The 15,231-nt window shown below is 40.3% G+C and carries 11 protein-coding genes; 4 read left to right on the top strand and 7 right to left on the bottom strand.

The features are described 5' to 3' along the window. Nucleotides 1–11: 11 nt before the first annotated feature. Nucleotides 12–2,687, bottom strand: a complete 2,676-nt coding sequence (locus tag QME45_07740; GenBank protein MDI6618554.1) for an AAA family ATPase — start codon at nucleotides 2,685–2,687, stop codon at nucleotides 12–14. Beyond that, nucleotides 2,684–3,934: a DNA repair exonuclease gene (locus tag QME45_07735; protein ID MDI6618553.1), complete on the bottom strand. Its 1,251-nt coding sequence runs from the start codon at nucleotides 3,932–3,934 to the stop codon at nucleotides 2,684–2,686. Before QME45_07735 ends, QME45_07740 begins: the two co-directional genes overlap by 4 nt. A gap of 542 nt (nucleotides 3,935–4,476) precedes the next feature. Between QME45_07735 and QME45_07730 the strand changes: the two genes are divergently transcribed. Further along, on the top strand, nucleotides 4,477–5,340 hold the full coding sequence (locus QME45_07730) for an RMD1 family protein (GenBank protein ID MDI6618552.1): 864 nt from the start codon (nucleotides 4,477–4,479) through the stop codon (nucleotides 5,338–5,340). Nucleotides 5,341–5,472: 132 nt separating this feature from the next. Here QME45_07730 and QME45_07725 read toward each other — a convergent pair whose 3' ends face one another. Beyond that, nucleotides 5,473–6,648 (bottom strand): aminotransferase class I/II-fold pyridoxal phosphate-dependent enzyme, encoded by a 1,176-nt coding sequence (locus QME45_07725; protein MDI6618551.1) that lies wholly within the window; start codon nucleotides 6,646–6,648, stop codon nucleotides 5,473–5,475. A 290-nt stretch (nucleotides 6,649–6,938) separates the two neighbouring features. Here QME45_07725 and QME45_07720 point away from each other — a divergent pair, with 290 nt between their 5' ends. After that, nucleotides 6,939–7,742, top strand: coding sequence for an SDR family oxidoreductase (locus QME45_07720; GenBank protein ID MDI6618550.1), 804 nt, complete (start codon nucleotides 6,939–6,941; stop codon nucleotides 7,740–7,742). A gap of 243 nt (nucleotides 7,743–7,985) precedes the next feature. On the opposite strand, the gene QME45_07715 is transcribed toward QME45_07720, so the two are convergent. After that, nucleotides 7,986–9,347 (bottom strand): patatin-like phospholipase family protein, encoded by a 1,362-nt coding sequence (locus QME45_07715; GenBank protein MDI6618549.1) that lies wholly within the window; start codon nucleotides 9,345–9,347, stop codon nucleotides 7,986–7,988. Between the two features lie 603 nt (nucleotides 9,348–9,950). Here QME45_07715 and QME45_07710 point away from each other — a divergent pair. Further along, nucleotides 9,951–10,394 carry an Hsp20/alpha crystallin family protein gene (locus tag QME45_07710; protein ID MDI6618548.1) on the top strand — a complete coding sequence of 148 codons (444 nt, stop codon included), beginning with the start codon at nucleotides 9,951–9,953 and terminating at the stop codon, nucleotides 10,392–10,394. A gap of 148 nt (nucleotides 10,395–10,542) precedes the next feature. Here the strand turns inward: QME45_07710 and QME45_07705 are convergent, their stop codons facing one another. From QME45_07705 to QME45_07695, 3 genes are all read right to left on the bottom strand, one after another. Beyond that, nucleotides 10,543–11,286 (bottom strand): ABC transporter permease, encoded by a 744-nt coding sequence (locus QME45_07705; protein ID MDI6618547.1) that lies wholly within the window; start codon nucleotides 11,284–11,286, stop codon nucleotides 10,543–10,545. Beyond that, nucleotides 11,283–12,191: an ABC transporter ATP-binding protein gene (locus QME45_07700; protein ID MDI6618546.1), complete on the bottom strand. Its 909-nt coding sequence runs from the start codon at nucleotides 12,189–12,191 to the stop codon at nucleotides 11,283–11,285. The genes QME45_07705 and QME45_07700 overlap by 4 nt, the downstream gene beginning before the upstream one ends. A gap of 148 nt (nucleotides 12,192–12,339) precedes the next feature. Continuing rightward, nucleotides 12,340–13,659: an aspartate kinase gene (locus QME45_07695; GenBank protein ID MDI6618545.1), complete on the bottom strand. Its 1,320-nt coding sequence runs from the start codon at nucleotides 13,657–13,659 to the stop codon at nucleotides 12,340–12,342. Between the two features lie 209 nt (nucleotides 13,660–13,868). Between QME45_07695 and QME45_07690 the strand changes: the two genes are divergently transcribed. Then, entirely contained in the window at nucleotides 13,869–14,960 is a 1,092-nt protein-coding gene (locus tag QME45_07690) for a DUF3810 domain-containing protein (protein ID MDI6618544.1), read from the top strand. The last annotated feature ends 271 nt before the right edge of the window (nucleotides 14,961–15,231 follow it).

Raw genomic sequence — 15,231 nt, 5'->3', positions numbered from 1 at the left:
TAAACCTTCCTTCAGCAAAGTTCAATCAGCTGTATACTGCCCGATTTACATATTGTATCGCAAACCTGTCTGCGACAGGTGAATAAAAATACCTGACGGCTCTTTGCTATTTCAGCTAAAAGCTTCAACCCGTTATCAAGCCTCATATCATCCCAGTCCACCAAAACCTCGTCCAGAAAGATAGGAAGGCTTGCACTCCCCGAATTAAGGTGCTCGGAAAGAGCAAGGCGAAGGGAAAGGTATATCTGCTCCTTTGTCCCCCTGCTAAGGTGCATGTTCTCGATATTCATATATTCCTCCCTGCAGTTTCCTTTGACGACAAGTGATCTGCCGTCTTCTTCCGCAGATAATTTAAAATACCGCCCCCCTGTGATTATAGATAGATATTCCCCGGCCCTGGCCAGTACGTCAGGCTGGTTTTCATCCCTGTATTTCCTTTCGGCTTCAAGCAAAACATTTCTAAGGAGCATAAGATAATCCCTCTTCCTTCTGCACTCTCGCCTTTCATCCTCTATATATGCCTCCTGGCCTTTTAAATCATCCAACCTCTCCATCTGTTTTCTGTTGTCTATATCCTTTTTGAGCGCCCCGAGCCTTTCATTTAATCCGTTTAATTCTTTTTCTATGTTCTCCCTTTCATCCTTTGCCCTCGCGGTATAATCCTCCTCGAAGTTCCAGTCGTCTGTTTTTTGTATTTCGTTTTTTATTTCATCTATATCAGGATGCTCGTTTAGCAGTTCATTTTTAAGGGCTTCAGCCGTCTCCATGCATTTCCGGCGCTTGGCGTAATCCTCTGTTTTTTCATCCATTGAATCGCCTTCAAAACTGTTTAATCCCTTCTCAATCGTTTCCGCTTTTTTTTGCTCCAGATCCATCCTGTATTTTAGCTCTGTCGCCTTCTTTGATATCTCTTCCATGCCCTTTTGAGCCCCGGTGGCATCTTCCATATGGCCTGCCGCCTGTTTATATATCCTCCTTATAGCTGATATATCGTTCAATATATCTTTGCTTATCTTCATTCCCGTGCCCTCGGCTATTTTTTTTATTATATCAGCATTGTCATCGAGAGCCTTATTTTTCTTATCTATTTTATCCCTTCCGCACCTTATGTTGTACAAGAGCTCCTTGATGTTCATCACGTTGAGTATGATGCTCTCATCAGGTCTCTCCAATATGGAAGATGCCACGGGCAGGTCAAGAAGCGATGCCTTCACTTTTTCCAAGGCTTCGTCCCTGTTGATTTTCGCAGCATTCAGCCCCTTTTCCCCCTCCTTAAGCTCGGCCACCGTATCTTGTCCTCTCTTAAGATAAAAATATAAAAACAATGTAAACGCCCCTGACACCAAAAGCAGCAATGAAATAAACTTGACCGGTGCGTTTCCCTTAAGCAAAAGGCCGATTATTCCGGCAGCCCATAAAACCAATGAAAAATATGGCATATGTTTTATATTCTGCATGCCGCCTGCCTTGTATTTAAGGGCGCTGAATTTTAGTTCCTGCTCCTTGCACTTCTCATCCAGCGCTTTAAAGTTCTGTATGCTGTATCTAAGCTCGGCCTCGTCGATTTTTTCTAATTTAGAAGCCAATCTTTCATCCCATCCGCCCTGCAAAAATTCCCTGCACTTATTTGTTATCCTGTCCTTAAACCTCAATATATCGTCTTTTATTTCATCTATGGAGCTTATATCAGCCTGTATCTCCCCGGCGCCTCTCGATAGCAGCATTTCTATTTCATTCTTGAATCCCAAAACCTTTTTGTCAATTACGGTAAATGAGTTTATTCTATCCTCCAGGGCTTTTCTTTGATTGCTGCAATCTTCTATCTGCTCTTCCAAGGCGCTCATATTATCTTTAATACCGGATAAAACTTCACATGCATCGGCCGGCAGCTTTTTAATACTTTCAATATTTCCTGCATCGCGATTAAGTTTATCTATCCTCTTTATTTTAAGGAAAACGGGATAGAGCCTGTCCATGCGATCGAAATATTTTATGAGTTCGATTTTTCTCTCATTAAGCGCATCGATTTTTTCCTGTATGGAATCTATCTCTTTTTCTTCTCCATGCATGTATTCTTCATTTTCACGTGCAGTTTCTATTTTTTGTTTGATATTTATTGATTTCTGCCTTAAAAGCTTATCCTCGGGCTTCCCTAAGTTATCTCTGCGCCACAGACTTTGGGCTTCCTTCTCCAAGGATGCAGCAACTTCCCTTACGGGATTTAGGAATGATACATATTGCCCCCCCAGAAGCTGGCTTAATATTTTCTGCCATACGTTATCAGACGGGAAACACATGTTGTCGATGTTTACAGCATAGACCTCCTTGAATATCTGATATGGAAGGTTTTCCGCCTGGGGTATTGGCCTGTTCGCCAAATTATATCTCTTCTCATCTTGTATGTAGTATCCGTCTCCCCTGCTTCTAAGCCTTCTGTATACTTTTATCATGTTTCCGTCATCGCCCTCGAGTACTCCTTCACAGTCTGCGGAATCATCTTCCCATGGTATATATGGATTGTCCGATACCGGGGACCATCCATAAAAAAGGGTGGATATCAGATTGAAAAACGTTGACTTTCCTGCCTCATTACTTCCAAAAACTACAACCATATTGCTTTCTATATCAGGGCTTTCAAAATCCTTGAGGCAGCCGAATTTTTTGGCCATTATCTTCTTGATCCTCATTTTCCATCCTCCTTTATAAGGCGGGATGCCGCATCATACTCCATATTGCATAAAAGTTCCCTCAAATATTCTATTTTTTTATCTTTTGACGCATCGGGCGCAGGCAGCGAAAGATCAGGCGAAATGTGAAGAAGCAGGCTATCATCATTTTTCAGCCCCTCGATAAGGCGGAGTGTCTCTCCTAAAACATGGGGCTCATTATAGTAGCTCTTTATGTCCACGTATTTTGTAAGTTTTCCCGTGCTTATATCTATATATTCCATGCCGAGGCTCTCCTTCAGGCTCTCTTCCATCTCCGAAACATTGTCTTCATCCTGAAGCTCTCCATACAGTTTGCACTGACCTGCAAGGTTCACCCTAAGCAATAGCTTTCCCGAATAATCCAGGCTGTCCATATACTGCCTTATCGATATGTATATCTTATTTTCAATATCAGACAGGCTGTTATACAAATCGAGGTTATTTATATCTAATTCTTCCCAAAGAAGCGGCGCGACGGGTAAAAATTCACATTTTACATCATGCCTGCTCCTTATTTCAACATAATATACCCCCTTCAAACCGGTTTCCTTTATGTTTCTGCCTGCAATATTTCCCGGGTAAACGATCAATGGTTCCTCACATAATTTCTCCCTTGCATGTATATGCCCTATGGCCCAGTATGTATACCCCCTGGACTTTAAATCCTCCAGTGAACATGGGGCGTATTTCTCATGCCCGGAATAATTTTTTTCACCTGCCACATATGTATGAACAAGACCCACATATGGTACATCGCCTTTGGCATATGGAAAATTCTTTACGATATCCCTGACTTCCTTTTTGCTTTCATGTCCTGCTCCAACGACTACTGCCTTTATTTCCCCTTTGTCATCCCTTATCTCATAGCTTGTGCTTTTATGCGAATTGAATATATGGACGTTTGAGGGCCACTTTATGTCCCTTAAAGCAAAATCGCCCCCGCAGGGATCATGGTTCCCGGGAGCATAATATACATCTATTTCAGCTCTGCAAAGCCGTTCCATTTCATTTATCATCATCTTTTCCGCAGTGAAGCTCAAAGTATCGCTGTCAAAAAGATCTCCTGCTATCAAAACAGCGTCCGCTTTCCTTGCAATCGCCTCATCAGCCGCTCTTTTAAACGATTCATACACAGCATCTCTGAGGATCCTGCGAAGCCTTTTATCCTTGCTCTTAAAAGCCGTGTCGATATGTACATCAGCCATATGTATAAACTTAAACGTCATTTAAAACCCTCCATAACAGCATGGGTACGTGATTTTATTTTGGCATGCTAAGATATGACCCCCTAAACAGTTTCCGGGGTCATGCCCATATCTATTCTACATTATTTTATTCAATCCTGCATAAAATTTTGCAAAAAAATATTAACTCGAAATTATGCAAAATTTTCCCGCAATATTAACTTAGTTAGAAGTGCATAAAATATGCACCTTGTTTAATCTTCGATTCGCAATATGAAATCAGGCATAAATAGGATTATGTTATTTTGAGCAACGAAATTCGCATTATAAGAGTTTTGATAAGTTCTTGGCTTTGCCGCCGTGAAAGAATCCTTAGAACTTTTGAATGTCTGAGCAAGGCGAGTTTCAAAAGCTCTTGGCTTTGCGGCTGCTGGCCTTAGAACTTACAAAACTTGAATCCGCCGAATGAGTGTTCAAAATAACGTAAGTTCAAATTGCGAATTGAAACTGTTTAATATAGGTTAGTGTTTTAGGAGCTTTCATATGGTATAATAAATGTATAATTAGTTTTTGGAAGTGATTTAATGCAATTGCTTGATTTAAAATCCACTGTTGTTTCGAACGAGATAAATTTAAACCAGATTGCCGCCCATTTTGGCATAAATAAAAAGTTTAAATGGGAAGAGCCGCTTCTCTTGAACGAAAAAAATTTAAAAGGCGTCATCCTGCAGCCTGAGAAAAAGTATGTATACCTCTTTCACTTTGGGAGCATTGTATTCGTCAACCTTACGTTCCATGAAATGCAGGATGTAGTGGATTATATAAAGAGAATCGATAAAAATATTTCAAATACCGTACCCTTTACATATCAGGAAAATTTCAAGCTTGAAATCGACGATCAGCTTAAACCCGAGGATGATAAAGAACTTGCCTACGAAATTAATTATAACTCCGTAACTATCAACAGGGTTTATGATTATATACCGGATATCATATCGACGGTTATCGCGAAATCGGTAGCCCTTGAAAAAATAGAACACGATATAGATACGCTCATGGATGAAGTGGAAAAATTAATAGAGTTTCTTGATAAGGGACGATTTGACCTCAACGACAAACAGCTCGCCAAAATGTCTGGAAAGATATTAAGGTTTAAATACAATACCCTATCCTATATAATGCTTTTTGACAAACCTACAGTAACCTGGCAGAACGAACAGGCTGAAGACCTGTTCGAACAGCTTTCGGTGCTCTTTGAGCTTAAAGACAGATACGAAAACATAAAAGGCAAGACAGAGGTTCTGCTTGACATTACCGAGGTTTTTACGGGGCTTACCCATTCACGCAGGGGCACAAAGCTTGAGCTTGCCGTGATCGTACTTATCGCAGTTGAGCTTGTACTATTCGGATTGGATACCATAGTTTCCCTCACATCGAAGCTGTTTTAACGTAGCATGGATTTTCTACACCGGCAAAACAAAAAAGAGGAAAGAGCTGCCAATAATTTCAGCAGCTCTTTTATTCATGAAATAATATTCTTCAAATCAGCATAATCTTTATGGTAAGCAATTTCACATCAATTAGAACTCGCTGAATACCTTCTTAAATGCCTCCAAGGCATAATCCAGCTGCTCATGAGTATGAGTTGCCGTGTAACTCGTCCTTAAAAGCGCTTCACCCGGATTTACCGCAGGCGTTACGACAGGATTTACATACACACCTTCGTCCAGGAGCTTTCTCGCGATCAAAAACGTCCTGTAGTCTTCATAAGTCATAATAGGTATAATAGGCGTTTGCGTCGGTCCTACCGGAATATTCAACTCAAGGAGATGCTCTTTCATGTAATTTGCATTGTCCCACAGCCTCTTTATCCTCTGGGGCTCGGATTCCAATATTTTTAAAGACTCAAGAGCGGCAGCGGCATTCGCAGGCGGTATCGATGCGCTGAATATAAACGGCCTTGATGTATGCTTTACATAATGTATGACGATTTCCTTGGATGCAATAAATCCGCCCAAACTTGCCAGGGATTTGCTGAATGTTCCCATTATTATATCCACATCATTTTCAAGGTGGAAATATTCGGCAGTACCTCTTCCTCTTTCACCGAGCACACCGAGAGAATGGGCATCATCAACCATGACCCTTGCGCCATATTTCCTTGCAAGGTCTACGATTTCCGGAAGCTTGCATATGTCCCCTTCCATGCTGAATACGCCGTCTGTCACGATGAGCTTTCCGTGCTCGTCTGGTATATTTTTGAGGAGCCTCTCAAGATCATCCATGTCGCTGTGCTTATATTTTAAATATTTTGCAAAGCTGAGCCTGCAGCCGTCTACAATACTGGCATGGTTTTGCCTGTCGCCTAATATGTAATCGTTTCGGCCGGCTATGGAGGAAAGTATCCCTAAATTGGTCTGAAAGCCTGTGCTCCATGTCAATGCCGCTTCCTTGTGCAAAAACGAAGCAAGCTCCTTTTCAAGTTTCAAATGAAGATTAAGGGTGCCGTTCAAAAACCTCGAGCCCGAGCACCCGGATCCAAACTCTCTTACAGCCTTTTCAGCCGCATTTTTTACTCTTTCATCGGAAGTTAAACCGAGATAATTGTTTGAGCCTATCATAATAGTCCTTTTGCCGCTCATAACAACTTCAGAGTCCTGCCCCGAATCCAAAGCATGAAAATACGGATATACACCCTTTTTCATTACTTCCTTTGCAGCCGTAAATTTATAGCATTTTTCAAAAATATCAGTCATAACTTTTTTTCTCCCTTCGATTTTAATAAAATTAGCATGCCTTTATTTTAAGGAGGAATATCCGACCAGACTGAATTAAAAAATGATACCGATTTGCCTGATCCACACCTATGATTATAAGGCATACCATCAATTAATAAAGTATAAATGCGATATAGTACTATATTACCATATTTTTGGCTGTAAAGTACATTTTTTTTACTGTATAATATAAAGAGATATGCCATTTTTTGGCGAAATATTTATGCATATAGGACATAATCATTTAAAAATATTGTGGAGGAATCATAATGGATAATTATTATGGCAATGTCGTTTTGATAACAGGCGCATCATCGGGCATCGGAAAAGAAACGGCCGAATTCTTAAATAGCAATGGCTTTACGGTATACGGAACGTCAAGGAAGCCTTCAGGCACTGATACCGATATCAACATGGTTCAGCTTGACGTCTGCTCGGAAGAGTCCATAAAGAAAGCAGTAGATTATGTAATAAAGAAAGAGGGTCACATAGACATACTTATAAACAATGCAGGCTTTGGCATAGCAGGATCCGTGGAAGATACATCGATAGAGGAGGCATACAGCCAGTTTGATACCAATTTTTTCGGCATGCTGAGAATGTCAAGGGCGGTACTCCCTCATATGAGAAAACAGGGAAAAGGCCTTATAATAAACATAAGCTCTGTTGCAGGCATTATTTCCATACCGTTTCAATCGATGTACAGCGCCAGCAAATTCTCGGTAGAAGCAGTGACTCAGGCCATGCGCATCGAATTAAAACCATACGGAATAAAGGTATCGATGGTTGAGCCTGGGGATACCAAAACAGGCTTTACGGGCAAAAGGAAATTCGTTTCCGCATCGGAAAGCTCGGTATACAAAGAAAGATTTATAAAGTCCATCGACGCGATGGCAAAATCTGAACAAAACGGGCCCGGACCCCGAGCGGTTGTAAAGGAAATATACAGGATCATAAAAAGCAAAAATCCACCTGTGCGCATTACTGCGGGATGGTCATACAAACTTATCGTTTTTGCAAAGCGCTTCGTGCCGGACCGCCTCTTGGAGTACGTAGTTTCAAAACTGTACTAAGCAGGCACAGGGCGGTGTATAAAGATCATTTGAAGAATATTATGGAAAGCGCAATTAGCGGAAAGTCTTTAGAGTCTGTTGACGAAGCTTCAGGATTAGCAGAATCAATGTTTGAACTTAAGTGAGTTTTGATTCTGCCCTGAACGAGTTTACAGACTCTTAAGGCTGTGAGCTTAGCGATTGGAATAATATTCTTCAAATATAAAATATATGTATCCGGCACAGGGCGGTGCGGCGCTGTATTCAATTTTGCGCAGTGCCGTCCCCCGTGCAGCGCTTTGAAAGCATCAGCGATATAAACAAGTTCGCAACGCACACCTTAGGGAATGTTAAAGCTATAAGCCTTCTGAACCTTTTTATCTTGACATCCCTCTCATCTATATCCGGATTATAAAAAATCAAGAACTTGCCCTCGAGTATTATATTTTTAAGCTGGCTTTCATAGTACCTTTGATTTCTATTTAAAACGATTTCCTTCACGTTTTTCACATATGCCGCAAAATCACCGCTGCTTTTGATGCTGTTGTAGCCCTCGAGTATTTTCTCTATTAGCTCATTCAACGTATATGCCTTAAGCCTCGGGATGCCCATCTGCTCTGCAGTTATTTCGGCCATCGCCGGAACAATCGTGGTCCCGTTTAACTTTCCGCAGGTATACTCCTCTATGGTCTTTATTATTTTATATACTATAAGCTTGTTCGCAGAAGAATGCTTTCTATACAAACTAAGCCCTAAAAAGCTGTACATTTTCTTTAAATCTTCCAAATTTATGCTGTTTATATATACCCGCCTGTATAAGCCGTAATCTTTCGATGGTATTATAAAATATTTTTTACCGTCATATTTATGAAATGCTTTCAAGGCATCATAATAGCCGATTTCCATATTTCTCTTTGATCTTTCGCTGTCAAAGCTTAATATTCCGCCTAAATCCTGGGAATTTTTTATATTTATTATATTTAACCCCTTGGAATCTATTTTCCTTATTAATTCTATAGTCGATATATCCACCGCGATTATGTTTTTTATATTTTTCCGAATTATAAGTGAAACCGGCATATTGTCGTAAACTCCGCCGTCAATAAACTTTTTGTTGTCTATTTCCTGTATCTTGAATGCCGGAAAACATGCGCTTGCAAGCAAATAATCCACCAGTTTGCCCTCGGGTATGTTCCTTTTAAAAAGCTGCACCGGCTTGAAATCCGTAAGCGAAAATGTTACGATCCCCAGGTCTGTTTCCGATCTTCTTATTTTTCCCTCGTCTATCACTTTCAAAAGAAGTTCTTTTAGGGGCGTAATATCAAGCCCTTTTGACGTTATCATGAATTTTATGGTATTTATAAAAGACATAGACTTCTTTTTATCCTGCACTGCGCTGGCTATTTCATTTTCCATATTGATTATGCTGTCTGCCGTAACGCTCATCCATATTTTTTCGGCAATATCATAATCACCCTGCACCATCATTGCGCCGTTCAATGCCCCTACGGAAGTGCCGGTTACCGCCGCAATCGGTATCTGGAGTTCTCTTAACGCTTTCCATACGCCTATCTCATAGCCTCCCCGTGCGCCTCCTCCGCCGAGCACGACACCATAGCCTTTCAAAATAACACCCCCAAACAATTACTCACTCCATATTTATATTATACACGCATTTTCATCATGCTTAAACAAGTTTACAGACTCTTAAAACTCCGATCTTGGCGATTGAAATAGAATTATTCAAATAAAAAAACGCACTCTTCCTCTGGATTCAAGCTTTTCGATTCATGCCGGATATTTTTAAATTTTTTTCTGCTTCGATTCGTAATATAAGATTGTGTTATTTTGAGCAACGAATGAGCATTATGAAAGTTTTGATAAGTTCTTGGCTTTGCTGCCGCAAAAGAATCCTTAGAGCTTTTGATTGTCTGAGTGAAACGAGTTTCAAAAGCTCTTGGATTATCAAGGCTGCCGGCCTTAGAACTTACAAAACTTGAATCCGGCGAATGAGTGCTCAAAATAACATAATCTTATTTATCATAATTTCAAATTACGAATTGAAATTTTTTAATTTGACCTTGACTTTCTTTGACCTTTATATTATTATAATACTGTAAGAATAAATTACATCATTTAATAAATAATAAAATATATAAATGCTTCGACCGGCAATATAAAATTTTGTATCACCGGTTGGAAATATAAATTGTATGGAGGTTGATTTAAATGTTTGAAATGGTTCCTTTTTGGAGAGGCAACAGAGGTGTTTTCAAGAAAGGCGATCGTTTTAATCGATTTATAGACAACTTTTTCAATGACAACTATATGTCACCGATGGATTTCTTTGGCAATTCGTTCAATGTCGATATGAAAGAAACTGATAACGACTATATAATTGAAGCAGATGTACCTGGTGTTAAAAAGGAAGACATAGAATTGAATTACGAGGACAATTACCTTACCGTATCTGCAAAGCGCAACGATTCCACCGAGAGCAAAACCGACAACTATGTAAGGCAGGAAAGGCACTTTGGCCAATTCAGCAGAAGTTTCTATGTAGACAATATAGATGAAAATAAAATCGATGCTTCCTTTAAAGACGGAGTACTGAAAATAACCCTTCCAAAACTTAAAAAAGGCATGCCGAAAAGAAGAATCGATATACATTAAAAAACAAGCGCATTCACTTTGGCAAACTGAAGCCGCGGTTGTTTAAGTAAAGGCAGGCAGCAAATATCGCTGCCTGCCTTTACTTTTGTTCGCCTTCCAGCAGGCACATCCTGGCTCTACCGCCCATAGCAGCCGTTATAGAGGATATTTACTCCCACCGGAAAAATTTAACCGATAATCCAGTACAAACCGCAGCTATTGCCAGCAGAATGATGATTTGCCTTGAAAAATCACCAAGGGGGTTTCCCATCCATGTGCCCTGCAGAATTTCAACACAATAGGTCAAAGGGAGGAACTTTGATATTACCTGCACGGCTTTTGGCATAATCTGAAGCGGAATCGTCGCCCCCGAAAGAAACAGCATTGGAAAATAGACCAGATAGGCAATGCCCATGGCTGCCCGATTATTGGGCGCTACGGCGGCGATTAAAAATCCAACGGAAAAAACGCTGGCCATGGATAATAAGAATGCAACGATAAAATAAAATACATTTCCCAAAAAATGCAGGTTGAACACGATCTTCCCTATAATAATCAATATCAAAAGGCCGACAATACTCATGAATCCATTGACCAGAAGTTGAGGAACCATGATGGTTCCCGTACCAATAGGCGTCGCCTTGTATCTCTTAAGAACTTTGCGTTGACGGTACTCGGCAAGGCCAAGGGGAAGCCCCATAATACCGGAAACAGCCAAAATCATTCCGATATAAGCAGGCGTCAATACATCGACGGCTCCATAGCCGTGATAGAAATCGCTGGGAGTATTCCCGTATATGCCTCCAAACAATAAAAGCATCATGGGGGGAAAGACAAAGGCAAAAAATACATATACGTATGTGCGCATGGACAATTTCAATTCGGTAAGCGTCATAACTAAAAAGGCCTTCATGAGAATTTCTCCAATCCGAATCCCGTCAGTTTCAAAAATACCTCTTCCAGTCCGGGATTCTTGCTCGATAAATCTTCAAAAGCAATATTATGTTCGATCAGATAGATCGTTACGTCACGCAATAGATTTTTTCCGGTACCATAAATCTCGACTATGCCATCTCGCATATTCACATCCGTCACATGATCGATCGCCAATAGATCCTGCTTTTTCGCATTCGAAGACGAAAACGTGATTTTTTGGCTGATGCCGGTCTGCTCAATCAGCTCTTTGACCGTGCCTATCGCTACGATTTTACCTTTCATCATAATACAGACGCGGTCGCAAAGATATTCCGCCTCTTCCATATAGTGAGTGGTCATGAGAATTGTTCTGCCTTCACTGCGCAAGGATTTAATAAGTTCCCACATATCAAGACGCGCCTGAGGGTCAAGCCCGGTGGTGAGCTCATCTAAAAAAATGACCTGCGGATTGGCAATCAAAGCCGCAATAATCGATATCTTTTGCTTCTGCCCTCCGGACAATTTCTTCACGTATGATTTCTTTTTATCAGTAAGCTCAAAGCGTTCAAGAAGCATATGATAATCCGCCGGATTTTTATAAAAACTCGAAAACAATTGGCAGAGTTCCTCTACTTTAATGAGATCCGGAAAAGATGCTTCCTGGAGCTGCACGCCGATATGATTGTAGAGCTCTTTACGGTTTGCAGGATCGATACCCAAAATATTGATCCTGCCACTATATGGTTTTTTCAGACCTTCCAGGCATTCCATGGTAGAAGTTTTTCCGGCACCGTTTGGCCCGACAATGCCAAAAATTTCACCCGGGGCTACATCGAAAGAGATATTGTCAACGGCGACAAAGTCCTTATATTTTACCGTGAGTCCTTTCGTCTCAACAACCATATCATCACCTTCATATACATAATCTGCATTTTTATTATATCATGCCGCATAATATACTGTCATCATAAATATACCTTCAATTCGTAATATGAGCTTATGTTATTTTGAACACTCATTCGCCAGATTCCCTGGGTCTCCTTTGAAGACATCAATTCTGAAATGCATGGTATATGGCCCTTATAGCCCTTTCGAAGTCGCCGTCTTTAACCCCTACGATAATATTTATACCGCTTGACCCCTGATCTATCATCAATATACTGATCATGTTTTCGGCAAGAGCTGTAAATATCTTTGCTGCCGCCGTCTTTGAATTTGCCATGCCGCGCCCTACGATTGCAATCAAGGCCATATCAGGATTTACAGATATCGAATCGGGCCTGCATTCCTTTTTTATCTCGTCGATTATAATACCCGTTTTCCCCCGCAGTTGAGAGCTTTCGACAACAAGGGAAACAGTATCTATCCCGGATGGCAGATGTTCAAAGGATACATTATGTTTTTCAATTATGGAGAGGAGTTTGCTTCCAAAACCTATTTCAGCATTCATCATTGTTTTTTCTATGGTAATTGCGGTGAAATCTTTCTTGCCTGCGATTCCGGTAATAGCCGGCGCATTATCCCCGAAGCTGCATTCATCTGCTATAATGGTTCCCTTTTCTTCAGGATGGTTTGTATTTTTAATATTAATAGGTATTTTAGCCTTTCTTACCGGGAATATGGCATCCTCATGCAATACTGTGGCACCCATATAAGAAAGCTCCCGAAGTTCACGGTATGTGACATTTTCAATTATCCGGGCACCCGGCACGATCCTCGGATCCGCCACCAAAAATCCGGATACATCCGTCCAGTTCTCATACAGGCATGCATCAATCCCTCTCGCAACAATGGCTCCGGTCACATCCGAGCCCCCTCTTGTAAATGTTTTGATTCTTCCATCAGGCATGCTGCCGTAAAAGCCGGGTATTACGGCATAATCTTTTTTTGATAGGCATTCGGATAAAACATCATTGGTCCTATCCGCATCGAAATTTCCGCATTCATCAAATAAAATAACTTCAGACGCATCTACAAAATCCATGCCAAGATAGCAAGACAGTATGAATGCATTTAAATATTCTCCCCTGCTGGCCGTATAATCCCTTGATGCGCCGCGCTTTATATTGTTTTTGATATCTTTAAGATTTTTATTTATGTCCAGATTCAATCCAAGTTCATTTATTATATCCGTATACCTTTTCGATATAATATCGAATATATCATCAAAAGGCATATCAAGTTTTGCTTTCTCACGGCATTCATAGAGCATATCCGTTATCTTAAAATCATCCTTACTCCTTTTGCCCGGCGCAGACGGCACTATAAACCTGCGCCTCCCGTCAGATTGCACTATCGATTTGACTCTTTTAAACCTGCCGGCATCTGCAAGAGATGTACCTCCGAATTTTGCTACAATTATATCCTTCACTTTTATCCCGTCCCTGTCAATAGTCTATATTGCCATTAATATTATCAATTAATCCCGAATAATTCAAGGGGATAAGCCGTTTCTGTATATATTTTATATTTGGGGCATATTTTATATTCTTCATATAATTTTTATGCGGATATATATTTTGCCTGCGTTAATGTTATAATAATATCGCATACTAAAGATTGAAAGGGAATTTGATTATCGTGAACAGTAAGAAAAATACAATAAGGTTTATACTTATTTTGCTCTTGCCTTTTTCGATAGGGCTTGTATATATTTCATCAATGCATCAGGATATTGTCGAAAAAATATATACAGGCAGGATATACAGATCGATAATAGCGGCTATGAATGCTGTTTTAGGCCGCCTTCCATTCTCTTTTGCGGAGACGGTTTTGATTGTTTTTTCTTTAGCTGCGATATTTTATATCGCCTTAAAGTTAGTATGTATCATAAAAAGAAAAAGTTTTCGGCTGTTTGGGGATCTTCTGCTTAATATCCTTTCTGCCATAAGTGTCATATATTTTCTGTTCATCATCCTCTGGGGGCTTAATTATTACAGACTTCCTTATTCCAAAATTGCAGGACTCGACGTAAGGCCGGCATCGGTTAACGAGCTCAGGCAGGTGTGCGGCAGTTTAATCGACAGGGCAAATACTTTGAGGGAAAAAGTACATCAGGATGGGAAAGGATGCATGTACATTTACGGCGGATACAAAAGCGCATTCAAGCGTGCTCATACAGGATTTGATAATGCTTCAAAAACAAATCCAAAGCTTTTTAGCCTTTACGGCTTTCCAAAGCCAGTGCTCCTCTCAAAGCTTATGTCATATACCGGAATAACGGGCGTATATTTTCCCTACACCGGCGAGGCAAATGTGAATATCGACCAGCCTGACTCCATGATACTGTCGACAGCCTGCCACGAGATGGCTCATCAGAGGGGATTTGCCAGGGAAGATGAAGCTAATTACATATCATATTTCGTCTGCATGCAAAATCCCGATGCGGACTTTCAATATTCAGGAGTTTTGCTGGCGCTTATAAATTCCATGAATGCCCTCTACACGCATGATAAAAAAGCCTATTTGGAACTTACGAAAAAATATAGTTCCGGATTGATAAGGGACCTGAAGCAAAACAATTTATACTGGGAAAAGCATGAGGGCAGCCTGCAAAAAATATCTGACAGGATAAACGATGCTTATTTAAAAAGCAACATGCAAAACGACGGAGTATACAGTTATGGAAGGATGGTCGACCTCATCATAGCGGAGTACAGAAAAAGCAGGTAAATGCAATCATCTATCTATTTTTTTCGGCGATTTTATATTTGTTTTTTCCTTTGTTACTAAAAATCTGCTGTATTCTGTTAATCCTTCTTTAAACCATTCAGGAATATTATAATATTTTATTTTTTTATCTTTACAGAAGCAATCTAATATATAAGATATTCCTCAATTCGTAATATGAGCTTATGTTATTTTGAGTACTCATTCGCCAGATTCAAATTTTGTAAGTTCTAAGGCCAGCAGCCTTAAGAATCCAAGAGCTTTTGAAACTCGT

Source organism: Clostridiales bacterium (assembly GCA_030016385.1).
Lineage (GTDB): Bacteria > Bacillota > Clostridia > Clostridiales > Oxobacteraceae > JASEJN01.
This window is presented reverse-complemented; position numbering and strand designations above follow the sequence as displayed.